At 72.9% G+C, this 12,910-nt stretch carries 10 protein-coding genes; 6 read left to right on the forward strand and 4 right to left on the reverse strand.

Annotation, left to right across the window (positions count from 1 at the left end):
• Positions 1 to 110: 110 nt before the first annotated feature.
• Positions 111 to 692: a M23 family metallopeptidase gene (locus QBL21_RS12345; RefSeq protein ID WP_407562194.1), complete on the forward strand. Its 582-nt coding sequence runs from the start codon at positions 111 to 113 to the stop codon at positions 690 to 692.
• A gap of 54 nt (positions 693 to 746) precedes the next feature.
• Here QBL21_RS12345 and QBL21_RS12350 read toward each other — a convergent pair whose 3' ends face one another.
• The 4 genes from QBL21_RS12350 to fdhD form a co-directional block, all read right to left on the reverse strand.
• A complete protein-coding gene (locus QBL21_RS12350) occupies positions 747 to 3,650 on the reverse strand; it encodes a BTAD domain-containing putative transcriptional regulator (protein ID WP_407562195.1) in 2,904 nt (967 codons plus the stop codon).
• Positions 3,651 to 3,869: 219 nt separating this feature from the next.
• Complete coding sequence (locus QBL21_RS12355) at positions 3,870 to 4,736, reverse strand: thioesterase family protein (protein ID WP_407562196.1); 867 nt, start codon at positions 4,734 to 4,736, stop codon at positions 3,870 to 3,872.
• The gene (locus tag QBL21_RS12360) at positions 4,733 to 5,347 is read right to left on the reverse strand and encodes a TetR/AcrR family transcriptional regulator (protein WP_407562197.1); all 615 of its coding nucleotides are present in this window, start codon (positions 5,345 to 5,347) and stop codon (positions 4,733 to 4,735) included. The genes QBL21_RS12355 and QBL21_RS12360 overlap by 4 nt, the downstream gene beginning before the upstream one ends.
• Before the next feature lie 50 nt (positions 5,348 to 5,397).
• A complete protein-coding gene (gene fdhD, locus QBL21_RS12365; RefSeq protein WP_407562198.1) occupies positions 5,398 to 6,234 on the reverse strand; it encodes a formate dehydrogenase accessory sulfurtransferase FdhD in 837 nt (278 codons plus the stop codon).
• Between the two features lie 180 nt (positions 6,235 to 6,414).
• On the opposite strand from fdhD, the gene QBL21_RS12370 reads away from it, so the two are divergent.
• The 5 genes from QBL21_RS12370 to QBL21_RS12390 all read left to right on the forward strand — a co-directional run bounded on the left by QBL21_RS12370 (position 6,415) and on the right by QBL21_RS12390 (position 12,853).
• The gene (locus QBL21_RS12370; protein ID WP_407562199.1) at positions 6,415 to 7,596 is read left to right on the forward strand and encodes an ROK family protein; all 1,182 of its coding nucleotides are present in this window, start codon (positions 6,415 to 6,417) and stop codon (positions 7,594 to 7,596) included.
• Between the two features lie 340 nt (positions 7,597 to 7,936).
• Positions 7,937 to 9,472, forward strand: a complete 1,536-nt coding sequence (locus tag QBL21_RS12375) for a sugar ABC transporter ATP-binding protein (RefSeq protein WP_407562200.1) — start codon at positions 7,937 to 7,939, stop codon at positions 9,470 to 9,472.
• Positions 9,473 to 10,495, forward strand: coding sequence for an ABC transporter permease (locus QBL21_RS12380; RefSeq protein WP_407562201.1), 1,023 nt, complete (start codon positions 9,473 to 9,475; stop codon positions 10,493 to 10,495).
• Between the two features lie 44 nt (positions 10,496 to 10,539).
• Positions 10,540 to 11,559 (forward strand): substrate-binding domain-containing protein, encoded by a 1,020-nt coding sequence (locus QBL21_RS12385; protein ID WP_407562202.1) that lies wholly within the window; start codon positions 10,540 to 10,542, stop codon positions 11,557 to 11,559.
• Positions 11,560 to 11,647: 88 nt separating this feature from the next.
• Positions 11,648 to 12,853 (forward strand): Gfo/Idh/MocA family protein, encoded by a 1,206-nt coding sequence (locus QBL21_RS12390; protein WP_407562203.1) that lies wholly within the window; start codon positions 11,648 to 11,650, stop codon positions 12,851 to 12,853.
• Positions 12,854 to 12,910 lie beyond the last annotated feature (57 nt).

Here is a 12,910-nt window from a genome sequence, read left to right on the forward strand (position 1 = left end):
CGTCACCGTGACCATGGCCACAACCGTAGGCGAACCGCCCGCCCCTTGTGTATCCGCTTTGTATCGGCGCCCCCTTCAATCACCGGGTCACCGACGACAAGGGGAGAACCATGCGCAGCCGAATCCACCGACTGTCCGCCGCGGTGTGCGTGGCCGCCGCCGTGGCCGTCGCGACGCCGGCCGCCGTCGCGGCGCCCCAGGCCGGCACGTCGTCGCAGACGACGGCACCGCTGGCCCGGCCCGCCTTCAAGATGCCGTTCATCTGCGGTCAGGTCTGGCGTGGCAACAACTGGCGCGGGCACGGCCCGGCCCACTCCATCGACTGGAACCACTACAACGCCCAGGGCACCCCGGACGACCTCGGCCGCCGCGTGCTCGCCAGCGCGGGCGGCACGGTCGTCGCGTCGTACTACTCCACCGGCGACGGCTACGGCAACACCGTCGTCGTCGCCCACGGCGACGGGTGGCGGACCCGCTACGCACATCTGAAGGAGCGCACCGTCGCGCGCGGCGCGCAGGTGGGGCGGGGGCAGGTGATCGGGAAGGTCGGCGCCTCGTCTGCAATCCACGAGTTCACCCCCCACCTGCACTACGAGCAGATCCACAACGGCTCCGTCGTCGTCGCGGTCGTCCAGGGCGTCAGGTGGTACGACTACCTCGACCGGCGGCTGGAGAGCACGAACGGTTGCTGACGCGCCCGCGTGGAGCGAACGCGGCCGGTTTCCGCCGCGTTCGCTCTACGCGCGTCATCCCGGGCCGGAGCGCAGCGACCGCAGCTTCGCGTGCACCACCTCGGCCCGGTCGTGTGCCTCCAGCCGCCGCCAGGCGGAAAGGGAGCGGTGGAAGTAGTGCCGTGCGGTCTGCACCCTGCCCGTCGCGCGGTGCAGCTCGCCGAGCAGGCAGGCCAGACTCGCCTCCGCGCGCCGGTCGCCCAACTGCCGCTGTACGGCGAGCGCGTCGGCCAGCAGCGCCGACGCCTGACCCGCGTTGCCGCGGCGCAGGCACAGTTCGCCGATGCTCTCCTGCACGTAGGCGGCGCAGTGGGTGTCGGCGAGGTCGCAGAAGATGTCCAGGGCACGCTCCAGTTCCGCCTGCGCCAGGTCCGGTTCACCGCGCAGGTCGTGCAGCACGGCGATGCGGCGGCGTACCTGCGCCTCGCGGTGGCGGTCACCGAGGTCCCGGGCCAGCTCCAGCGCTCCGCTCAGCCACGGCGCCGCGGCCCGCGGGTTCTTGCGTTCCAGCCATACGGAGGCGATCGCGTTGCGCGCGACCGCCTCGCCGTGCCGGTCGCCGGCCTCCCGGAACCCGCTCAGCGCGTCGGTGAAGGCCGCCAGCGCGGCGTTCGGGTCGCCCAGGATCCGGTGTACGGATCCCTCTCCGGCCGCCGCCACCGCCTCGCCCGCGCCATGGCCGACCGCCCCGAAGATCGCGCGCGCCCAGACGAAGGAGTCGAGCGCGTCGGTGTAGCGGTCGCGGTAGAGGTGCAGTTGCCCGATGTTGCGGAGCAGCGCCGCGGCCCGCGCCTCCGACGGGGCCGGTATCGCGTCGAGAACCAACTGGTGCGTCCGCAGCCAGTCGCCGTAGTAGCCGCGCAGGTCGAAGAAGGCCGCCAGCTCCAGCGCGAGGTCGGCGGCCTGGGTCACGCGGCCCAGCCGCAGCGCGGACTCCACCGTGGCGACGAGGGTCCGGCGTTCGGTCTCGAACCACTCGACGGGCCCGGCCCGCACGGCCCGGGCGATCTCCGTGCTCGGCCCGGCCGGTTGCGCCGTCGGGCCGCGCACGCCGAGGAACCGCGTGGGCATCGCCGCGTTCGCCTCGCGCGCGAGCGCGGTCAGCGCATCGACGATACGGAGCTGCTGTCGCCGGCGCACCGTGAACGTGTCCGCGTCGGCCAGCTCGCGCGCGTAGCAGCGCAGCAGGTCGTGCATGCGGTAGCGCTGGAGCCCGAGCCCGTCGGTCCCCACAGCCTCGATCAGGTGCCTGTCGGCCAGGGTGGCCAGGGCTTCGGCGGCGTCGTCGGCGGCGCCGCCCATGGCGGCGGCGACGAGCCAGCCTCCCACCGGCTCGGCCGGCAGCCGGCCGAAGGCGCGGAAGGCCGTGGCCGCGCCCTCCGGCAGGTGCCGGTAGCTCATCTCCGCGCTCGCCCGCACCTCCAGCTCGCCCGCCTTCAGTTGGTCGAGCCGCTCGCGTTCGTCCTGGAGGAGGTCGGCGAGCGTCGCCGGGGTCCAGGACCGCCGGATCGCCAGCCGTGACCCGGCGATCCGCACGGCCAGCGGCAGCGAGCCGCAGCCGGCGAGCACCCGGTCGGCGCCGGCCGCGTCGGTGACCAGCCGGTCCGGTCCGGCGACCGTGCCGAGGAGCGCGCGGGCCTCCTCCTGCTTCAGCTCGCCGAGCGAGAAGTGGTGCGCCGGCAGGTCGGGCATCCGCCGGCGGGAGCTGACGAGCACGGCCGAGCCGCCGGTGCCGGGCAGCAGGGGGCGCACCTGCGCGCCGTCGGCCGCGTCGTCGAGCACGACGAGGAAGCGCCGCTGCGCCAGGCGTGAGCGGAGCAGCGCGGCCCGTTCGCTCTGCTCGGCGGGGACGGTGCTGTCGACGACACCGAGGCCCCGCAGCATCTCGGCCAGGACGTCGGCGGGGTCGCGCGGCCGGTCGCTCAGCCCGCCGAGGTCGACGAAGAGCTGGCCGTCGGGGAAGGCCGCGCGGGCCCGGTGCGCCACGTGCACTGTCAGCGCGGACTTCCCCGACCCCGGCGGTCCCGACATCGCCACGACGACCGGCCGCCGGTCGGCCGCCGACAGCAGCTTCTCCAGTGCGGCGATCTCCGCCTTCCGGCCGGTGAAGTCCGGTACGTCCATGGGTAACTGGCACACCGGTGCGACCGCCACCGCGCGGCTCCGCCCGGCGTACCCGTTGACCTCCTCGCCGACCGCCCGCAACGGCCTGCTCGGCTCGGTGCCGAGTTCGGCGGCCAGGATGCGCTCGGCCTCGGCGTAGGCGGAGCGCGCCTCGGTCGTACGGCCCGAGTCGTGCAGGGCGCGTACGAGCATCCGCCACAGGTCCTCCCGCAGCGGGTCCTCGGTGAGCCGGGAGCGCAGCTCGGCGAGGAGGAGCGCGTAGTCCCGCAGCCGCAGCCTGACCCCGAGGCACTCGTCGACCGCGGTCGCCCGCAGCTCCTCCAACCTGGTGACGCCGGGGTCCCAGACCACGCTGGCCGGTACGTCCTGGAGCACGCCGCCGCGCCAGAGGCCGAGCGCCGTCTCGTAGTCGTGCAGCGCGGCGACGTCGTCGCCCCGGTCGCGGGCCGTGCGGGCCCGGCCCAGATGCCGCTCGAAGAGCAGCATGTCGACGTCGTCCGGCGCGGCATCGAACGCGTAGCCGGACGGCTCCGTCCGCAGCCCGGCGGCGGAGATCCCCGCGGCGGACAGCGCCCGGCGCAGGTTGCGCACGTACGTGCGGACGTTGGCCACGGCGGACGGGGGTGCCCCGCCCGGCCACAGCACCTCCGTCAGCACGTCCACGGAGACGAAGCGGCCGGGCTGGAGCAGCAGGGTGGCGAGCGCCGCCCTCGGCTTCGGCCCGCCGATCCGGATCGGTGCACCTCCGGCCCACACACGCAGCGGCCCAAGGAGTCCGAACGTCGGCTCCCCCATCCACGTACCTCCGTGTCGGCGGCGTGTCGTCGGCGTAGCGCCCCCCCGGAAAGGGGGATGCGCGTCGCTCGCCGACGGCCTCGACAGTCATGGACATGACTCACGGTGTCAACCCCGCCCCGCCTCGCCGGACACGGCCGGGGAGCAGGGCGGGGCCCGACGGAGGGCGGGTTCGGGCAACGACTTCCGACGGGCGCCGCCCTCCGCGGGCGGGCGCGGTCAGGACTGCCGGGGGAGGCGGGCCAGTTGGCGGGACTGGGCTACCAGCCGGTCGGCGGAGTCCCAGATCTCCGCGTCCTCCTCCATGTAGCCGCCCGCGACGTTCCGGGTGGAGTGCACCACCCGCAGCCACCCCGGCGCCGGCCGCGCCCGTACGTGGGCGGTGAGTTCCAGCGTCGGGGCCCAGCCGACCATGCCCAGCTCGAAGCTGGCCGGGGGCAGGATGTCGACGGCCATCAGCAGGAGCAGCGGGTCCGGGTCGCGGGTCTCCGGGAGGCGGAACCAGCCCTTCATCACGCCCCGCCCCGACGGCGCGCCCACCGCCCAGCCCACGCACGACGGGTCCAGCCGCAGGTCGGCGCGGGTGAGCATGGGGGACTCCGCGCGGAACTCGGGCGGTGCCGCGTGGCTGCCTATGCACTGCTCCACCGGCGCCAGCTCCGGCGGCTTCGCCGCGGTCAGGACGTCGCCGGCCTGGTCGTCGAGGTCGCCGTACGCCGCCAGCACGCGCAGCCGGGCCACCGGGCCGGCGTCCGGCTCCTCCTGCTGGAGCAGCTCCGCGCCGCCGTGGGAGAGGGAGTTGCCGCGGCGGACGGTCTCGGTGCGGATGACCGCCGGGCCCGCGGTGGCCGTCGAGAGGTAGTACGCGGAGACCGACAGCGGGTCGGGGTGGCCGGGGCGGTCGTCGCGGGGGGTGCCGAGTTCGGCGGACAGGGCGCGGGCCGTCGTGGCGAGCAGCACGCCGCCGTTGATGCCCTGGCCGACCTTCCACGCGCCGGGCAGGTCCGTGTCGTACGAACCGGGCTCGCCCGCTGACGCGTGGACGGCGGTCTCCCGGTCGAAGTCCGGGGGAGGGGTGGTGGTCATGGCGTGCTTCGCTTTCGTCGTACGGGCGGTGGGCCGATCTCGAACGCCTCGCAGAGGCCGTCCAGAACGTCGTCGATGCTCGCCGCGCCGGTGGCCAGCGGCAGGGCGCCCCAGGACCACAGCTCGGCGGTGCCGTGCATGGCGGACCACAGGGCACCGGTGAGCAGCCGCGGATCGGCGTCCGCCCGCCAGCCCTCGGACTGCCGGGCCTCGACGAGGCGCACGAGGTTGTCGAAGCCGCCGAGGGAGGCGCGGCCCAGCTCGCGGTCGTGCGCGTCGAGCAGGTCGCGGCGGAACATCAGCGCGAACATCTCGGGCCGGGCCACCGCGTACTCCACGTACGCGCGCGTGCCCGTACGCAGCCGCCGGGCCGGGGTCGCGTCCGGCGCCAGCTTCCCCAGCGCCTCGTCGGCCCAGTCCTGTAGCTCGTGGAAGCCCTGGGTGGCGACGGCCGACAGCAGCGCCGCGCGGTGCGGGAAGTGCTTGAGCGGGGCGCCGTGCGAGACGCCGCAGCGCCGGGCGATGGCGCGCAGGGTCAGGGCGTCGACGCCTCGTTCGTCGAGAAGTTCGAGCGCCGCCTGGAGCAGGCGTGCGCGGGTGTCCGCGGTCATGGTGGACAGTGTCTACTACGGTGGTGGACAGTGTCTACCCGGACCGGGTGTCAGTCGAGCGCGATGCGGTGTTCGCCCGCGTACACGTTCATGGTGTCGCCGCGCAGGAACCCGACCAGCGTCATCCCGCTCTCCACCGCGAGATCGACAGCCAGGGAGGAGGGCGCGGAGACCGCGGCCAGTACCGGGATACCGGCCATCGCCGCCTTCTGCACCAACTCGAACGAAGCCCGCCCCGACACCATCAGCACCGTCCGCGCCAACGGCAACCGGTCCTCCTGCAACGCGCGCCCGACGAGCTTGTCCACCGCGTTGTGCCGGCCCACGTCCTCCCGTACATCCACCAACTCCCCGGACGCGGTGAACAGCGCCGCCGCATGCAGCCCGCCCGTACGGTCGAAGACCCGCTGCCCCGCCCGCAACCGCTCCGGCAGCGCGGCCAGCACCTCCGGCGTCAACCGCACCCCGTCCGCCGCGTCCACCGGCCACCGCGTCGCCGTCCGCACCGCGTCCAGACTCGCCTTCCCGCACAGCCCGCACGACGACGTCGTGTACACGTTCCGCTCCAGCGACACCTCCGGCACCACCACCCCCGCCGCCGGCCGCACATCCACCACGTTGTACGTGTTACCGCCCCCGGCACCCTCCACCGCACCCGCGCAGTACGTCACCGACGCCAGCTCAGCCCGCCGCGCCAGCACCCCCTCGCTGACCAGGAACCCCACCGCCAGCGCGAAGTCGTCCCCCGGCGTACGCATCGTCACCGCCACCGCCCGGCCCCCCACCCGGATCTCCAGCGGCTCCTCCGCCACCAGCGTGTCCGCCCGCCGGTCCACCAGCCCACCGCGCACCCGCACCACCGGACGCCGCACCGTCACCCGACCCATGGCGCCAGCGTACGCCGCCGATGACGACCCCCCCTTTGTCCTGGCGGTGGAGAAAGTAGATACCGATTCCCGCAGAACTTCTTCCCTCAGTGGCGAAGCACTGCTACGTTCCCCGTGGAAAGCCGACGACGGCGTACGAGGACGACGTACGCGAGGCCGGGGAGGAGTGGCGTGAGGCGCATGACAGCTCGGCCCGCGAACGCGCACCAGGCGCGACTGCTCCGCCTGCTGCGTGACGGCGGCCCGAACTCCCGGGCGCAGCTCGGCGACCAGGTGGAACTGTCCCGCTCCAAACTGGCGGTCGAGATCGACCGCCTGCTCCAGACCGGGCTCGTGGTCGCCGACGGCCTCGCCGCCTCCCGGGGCGGACGCAGGTCGCACAACATCCGCCTCGCCCCCTCGCTGCGTTTCCTCGGCGTCGACATCGGCGCCACCTCCATCGACGTGGCGGTCACCAATGCCGAGCTGGAGGTGCTCGGCCATCTGACCCAGCCCATGGACGTGCGCGAAGGCCCGGTTGCGGTCTTCGAGCAGGCGCTGGCGATGGCGGCCAAGCTCCGCGCCTCCGGGGTGGCGGAGGGCTTCGACGGCGCCGGCATCGGCGTCCCGGGTCCCGTCCGCTTCCCCGAAGGCGTGCCGGTCGCGCCGCCGATCATGCCCGGCTGGGACGGCTTCCCGGTCCGCGAGGCACTCAGCCAGGAGCTGGGCTGCCCCGTCATGGTCGACAACGACGTGAACATCATGGCCCAGGGTGAGCAGCACGCCGGCGTCGCCCGCGCCGTCCGGGACTTCCTCTACGTCAAGATCGGCACCGGCATCGGCTGCGGCATCGTCGTCGGCGGCGAGGTCTACCGCGGGACGAACGGCAGCGCCGGCGACATCGGCCACATCCAGGTGGAGGTGGACGGGCGCCCGTGCGCCTGCGGCAACCGCGGCTGCCTGGAGGCGTACTTCGGCGGTTCGGCCCTCGCCCGGGACGCCGAGAACGCCGCCCGCGAGGGCCGCTCCGGTCAGTTGGCCGCACAACTGGAGGAGGGCGGCGAGCTGGAGGCGAGGGACGTCGCCGCGGCGGCGACGGCCGGCGACGCGGTCGCGCTGGACCTCATCCGCGAGGGCGGCACCCGTACCGGCCAGGTCATCGCCGGCCTGGTCAGCTTCTTCAACCCGGGGCTCGTGGTCATCGGCGGCGGCGTCACCGGCCTCGGCCACACGCTGCTCGCCGCCATCCGCACCCAGGTGTACCGCCAGTCGCTGCCCCTGGCGACCGGCAACCTGCCCATCGTGCTCGGCGAGCTGGGCCCCACCGCGGGCGTGATCGGCGCCGCCCGGCTCACCAGCGACCACCTGTTCTCGCCCGCCTGACGCCGGGCGCCGACAGGCGCGCACCACCCGTACCGCCCGCACCACGCCCGACCCCCGCATCACCCCGTACAACCCGTGCATCACCCCGTACGACCCACGCACCACTACCGCACCAGCAGCACCTCCCGTACCACCGCGGCACACCCCGTACCACCGCAGTACCACCGCAGCACCCCGGCCGACCGCGGCACCACCCGCGCAGGCCCCCGCACCACCCCGCTGCCCCGACCACACCACCCGCATCACCCGCACTGCCCGGTGAACCCGCCCGTTTGCGCTCCACCCTGCCCAACCTGCGCCTGCGCAGACGCAGTTGGAGCACCGCCGAGGAGATCCGTACATGGCGCTCAAGTCCGATACGCCGCCCACCCCCGCCACACCCCTGCTCACCATGACGGGGATCACCAAGTCCTTCCCCGGCGTCCGCGCGCTGGACGGCGTCGACCTCGACGTCGTGGCCGGCGAGGTGCACTGCCTGCTCGGCCAGAACGGTGCCGGCAAGTCCACCCTCATCAAGGTCCTGGCCGGCGCCCACCAGCCGGACGAGGGCGCCATCGGCTGGCAGGGCGAGCAGACCGCGCTGAAGTCGCCGGTGGCCGCGATGCGCCTGGGCATCTCCACCATCTACCAGGAACTCGACCTGGTGCGGCACGTATCGGTGGCGGAGAACGTCTTCCTGGGCCACGAGCGCTCCTCCGGCGGGTTCATCAAGACCCGCGAGGCGCACACCGCCGCCCAGGACCTGCTGGGCCGGCTCGGCCACCCGGAGATCTCCGCCGGCGCCATCGTCGGCACCCTCTCCGCCGCCGGCCAGCAGGTCGTCTCCATGGCGCGGGCGCTCTCCCACGACGTGAAGCTCATCGTCATGGACGAGCCGTCCGCCGCCCTCGACCCCGACGAGGTCGACAACCTCTTCCGGATCGTCGCCGACCTCACCGCACAGGGCGTCGCCGTCATCTACATCTCCCACCGGCTGGAGGAGATCCGCCGCATCGGCGACCGCGTCACCGTCCTGAAGGACGGCCGGGCCGTCGCCCGCGGCCTGCCGGCGCAGACCACCTCGACCAACGAGATCGTCACGCTGATGACCGGCCGCAACGTCGCGCACGTCTTCCCCGAGCGGCCGGAGGCACCGGCCGCGGGCAAGGAGCCGGTGCTCACCCTCGAAGGGCTGGCCAGGAAGGGCGAGTTCGCGCCGGTGGACCTCCAGGTCGCGCCCGGCGAGATCGTCGGTCTCGCGGGCCTCGTCGGCTCCGGCCGCTCCGAGATCCTGGAGACCGTCTTCGGCGCCCGTAAGCCGACCGCCGGCCGGGTCCTCGTCGGCGGCCGTCCACTGCGCCCCGGCAACGTCACCGCCGCCGTCAAGGCGGGCATCGGGCTGGCCCCCGAGGAGCGCAAGTCCCAGGCGCTGCTGATGACGGAGTCGGTCAGCCGCAACGTCTCGATCTCCTCGCTCACCCGCTTCTCCACCGGCGGCTGGCTGGACCGGTCCGGGGAGCGGTCCGCGGCCCGGGAGGCCGTACGCGACCTGTCGCTGCGCCCCGACAACCCCGACGCCCCCGTCCGCACACTCTCCGGCGGCAACCAGCAGAAGGCGGTGCTCGCGCGCTGGCTGCTGCGCAACTGCCGGGTGCTGCTGCTGGACGAGCCGACCCGCGGCGTGGACGTCGGCGCCCGCGCCGAGCTGTACGCGCTCATCCGCAGGCTCGCCGACGAAGGCGTCGCGGTCCTGCTCGTCTCCAGCGAACTCCCCGAGGTCCTCGGCCTCGCCGACCGGGTCCTCGTGCTGCGCGAGGGCCAGGTCGTGCACACCGCCCCGGCCCGGGATCTCGACGAGCACCGGGTGCTCGACCTCGTCATGGAAGGGACCTCGTAAGTGTTGAGCAAATCGGACTCGCTTCCCGCCCCGGCGCCGGAGAAGCCGAAGGGGAACGGCCACGCCTCCGGCTGGCAGAACCTCGTGGACTTCAGACTGGTGGCGCTGCTCGGCGTGCTCGGCCTGCTGATCGTCGTGGGTGCCATCACCAAGCCCGACCAGTTCATGGACGTCGACAACGTCCGGCTCATCCTGGTCCAGTCGTCGGCGATCGGCGTCGTCACCATCGGTATGACGCTGGTCATCATCGGCGGCGGCATCGACCTGTCGGTCGGCGCCATCGTCGCCCTCGCCTCGGTCTGGGCGACGACGCAGGCCACCCAGGACTACGGCCTGGCCGGCATGCTCTTCTGCTCTGTCGCCGTGGGCATCGGCTGTGGGCTCGTCAACGGCGTGCTCATCGCGTACGGCAACCTGGTGCCCTTCATCGCCACGCTCGCCATGCTCGCGTCCGCGCGCGGCTTCGCCGAACAGATGAGCGACGGCGGGACGCAGATCGTCGAGGTCGACGCGGTGCTCGACCTCATGGCGGCGGACAACCGCATCCTCGGCATCCCGCCGCTGGTGCTCATATTCCTGGGCGTCGCCGCCCTGGGCTGGGTGGTGCTCAACCGCACCACCTTCGGCCGGCGCACCGTGGCGGTCGGCGGCAACCCCGAGGCCGCCCGGCTCGCCGGCATCGACATCAAGCGGCAGCGGCTTCTGCTGTACGTCGTGTCCGGCCTGTGCTGCGGCATCGCGGCGTTCATGCTCATCGCGCTCAGCGGCTCCGGCCAGAACACCAACGGCAACCTGTACGAGCTGGACGCGATCGCCGCCGCGATCATCGGCGGCACCCTGCTCAGCGGCGGCCGGGGCACCATCACCGGCTCCGTGCTGGGCGTGCTCGTCTTCACCACCATCACGAACCTGTTCGCCCTCAACAACGTACAGAGCGCGGTCCAGGACATCGCCAAGGGGGCGATCATCGTCGCCGCCGTCCTTATCCAGCACCAGACTTCGCGTAAATCCTCGACGCAATGAAGGGTCGTACCCACATGCCCGAATCTCCTTTCAGCCGTAGAAACATGCTCTTCGGTGCCGCCGGTGTCTCGGCCGCGGCCTTCCTCACCAGTTGCACCAGCAATGACGACAGTGATGACGACGGCGGCTCCGAGCAGCAGCAGGCGAACGTCTCGGACGACAAGCCCGGCAAGCCGGTCACCATCGGCTTCGCCGGCCCCGAGGCCGACCACGGCTGGCTCAACGCCATCAACGACAACGCGCGCTCGCGCGCGGAGAAGTACGAGGACGTCACCCTCGACATCACGGAGGGATCGAACGACACGGCCACCCAGATAGGCCAGGTCGACTCCCTGATCAACAAGAAGGTCGACGTCCTGGTCATCCTGCCGGCCGACGGCAAGGCGATGACGCAGGCCGGGCTGAAGGCCATGCGGGCCGGCATCCCCGTCATCAACCTGGACCGGATCTTCGACGACCCGCAGGCGTACCGCTGCTGGATCGGCGGCGACAACTACGGCATGGGCCTGAACGCCGGCCGCTTCATCGGCGAGCAGCTCAAGGGCAAGTCGAACGCGAAGGTCGTCGAGCTGGCCGGGCTCGACAACCTGGAGCTGACCCAGCAGCGCACGGCGGGCTTCGACGACGCGCTGAAGAACTACCCGAACATCGAGAAGGTGGCCCGGCAGGCCGCCGAGTTCACCGTCGAGTCGGGCCAGCGCAAGATGTCCGACCTCCTCCAGGCCGTGCCGGAGTTCGACGCCCTGTGGAACCACGACGACGACCAGGGCGTGGGCGTCAAGCGGGCCATCGACCAGTCGGGCCGCGACGAGTTCATCATGGTCGGCGGCGCCGGCTCCAAGGCGGTGATGGACTCCATCAAGGCCGACGACTCGGTGATCAAGGCCACCGTCCTGTACCCGCCGACGATGGCCGCGTCCGCGATCGACCTCGCGCGCGCCCTCGGCCAGCAGAAGGGCGTCTCGGGCATGGCCGAGTTCGAGATCCCCGCGTCGATCACGTTGTACTCCGCCGTCGTGAGCAAGGACAACATCGACCAGTACCTGCCGACCGGCTTCAACTGACGGGAACCCAGCGCCAGGAGCCGCACCCCCGGAGATCCCGGAACGAGCGCTGCGGCGCGCCGGAAGCAGCCTACTGACAAGGAGTTCTATGTCCCACGACACGACCGCACCCGCGCTCGGCGTCGGCATGGTCGGCTACGCGTTCATGGGGGCGGCCCATTCGCAGGGCTGGCGGACCGCCGCCCGGGTCTTCGACCTTCCGCTGACTCCCGTCATGGCCGCGATCTGCGGCCGCGACGAGGACAAGGTGGCCACCGCGGCCCGCCGGATGGGCTGGGCCGCCGCGGAGACCGACTGGCGCCGGCTCATCACCCGGGACGACGTGCAGCTCGTCGACGTCTGCACGCCGGGCGACAGCCACGCGGAGATCGCCATCGCCGCGCTGGAGGCGGGCAAGCACGTGCTGTGCGAGAAGCCGCTCGCCAACACCGTCGCCGAGGCCGAGGCCATGGTCGACGCCGCGGCGCGGGCGCGGGAGCGCGGGCAGCTCGCCATGGTCGGCTTCAACTACCGCCGGGTGCCGGCCCTGGCCTACGCGCGCGAGCTGATCGCGCGCGGCCGGCTGGGTGCGCTGCGGCACGTGCGTGTGACGTACCTCCAGGACTGGCTCGTCGATCCGGACTTCCCCCTCGCCTGGCGGATGCAGCGGGAGAAGGCCGGCTCGGGGGCGCTCGGGGACCTCGGCGCGCACATCGTCGACCTGGCGCAGTTCCTGACCGGCGAGCCGCTGGTGGGTGTCTCGGCGCAGACCGAGACGTTCGTCAAGGAGCGTCCGCTGCCGTCCGCGGCGGCGGGGCTCTCCGGCGCCGCGGACGGCGGCGGCGAGCGCGGTCCGGTCACGGTGGACGACGCCGCCCTGTTCACCGGCCGGATGGCCTCGGGGGCGCTGGCGTCCTTCGAGGTCAGCCGGATGGCCGCGGGCCGCAAGAACGCCCTGTCGGTGGAGCTGAACGGCGAGTCCGGCTCGCTCGCCTTCGACCTGGAGCGGCTGAACGAGCTGGAGCTGCACGACCACGCGGAGCCGGCCGAGACCGCCGGTTTCCGGCGGGTGCTGGTCACCGAGCCGGAGCACCCCTACCTGGAGGCGTGGTGGCCGCCGGGCCACGGCCTGGGGTACGAGCACACCTTCGTGCACCAGGTCCGCGACCTCGTCCACGCCGTCGCCGCCGGCACGCAGCCCGCACCGTCCTTCGCGGACGGGCTACAGGTGCAGCGGGTGCTGGCGGCCGTGGAGGAGAGCGCGCAGAAGAACTCCGTCTACACGCCCGTGGCACAAGCCGACCAAGCCACCTGACCACCCCCGGATCAGCCGACCACCCCCGGAGGCACTCCGGAGAAAGAGGCAGCGCAC

It is taken from the genome of Streptomyces sp. 184, from assembly GCF_045781775.1.
Taxonomy (GTDB): Bacteria; Actinomycetota; Actinomycetes; order Streptomycetales; family Streptomycetaceae; genus Streptomyces.

Coding starts and splice junctions, on each gene's coding strand:
- QBL21_RS12345 (WP_407562194.1), top strand. CDS start 111: ATGCGCAGCCGAATCCACCGACTGTCCGCCGCGGTGTGCGTGGCCGCC.
- QBL21_RS12350 (WP_407562195.1), bottom strand. CDS start 3,650: ATGGGGGAGCCGACGTTCGGACTCCTTGGGCCGCTGCGTGTGTGGGCC.
- QBL21_RS12355 (WP_407562196.1), bottom strand. CDS start 4,736: ATGACCACCACCCCTCCCCCGGACTTCGACCGGGAGACCGCCGTCCAC.
- QBL21_RS12360 (WP_407562197.1), bottom strand. CDS start 5,347: ATGACCGCGGACACCCGCGCACGCCTGCTCCAGGCGGCGCTCGAACTT.
- fdhD (WP_407562198.1), bottom strand. CDS start 6,234: ATGGGTCGGGTGACGGTGCGGCGTCCGGTGGTGCGGGTGCGCGGTGGG.
- QBL21_RS12370 (WP_407562199.1), top strand. CDS start 6,415: ATGACAGCTCGGCCCGCGAACGCGCACCAGGCGCGACTGCTCCGCCTG.
- QBL21_RS12375 (WP_407562200.1), top strand. CDS start 7,937: ATGGCGCTCAAGTCCGATACGCCGCCCACCCCCGCCACACCCCTGCTC.
- QBL21_RS12385 (WP_407562202.1), top strand. CDS start 10,540: ATGCTCTTCGGTGCCGCCGGTGTCTCGGCCGCGGCCTTCCTCACCAGT.
- QBL21_RS12390 (WP_407562203.1), top strand. CDS start 11,648: ATGTCCCACGACACGACCGCACCCGCGCTCGGCGTCGGCATGGTCGGC.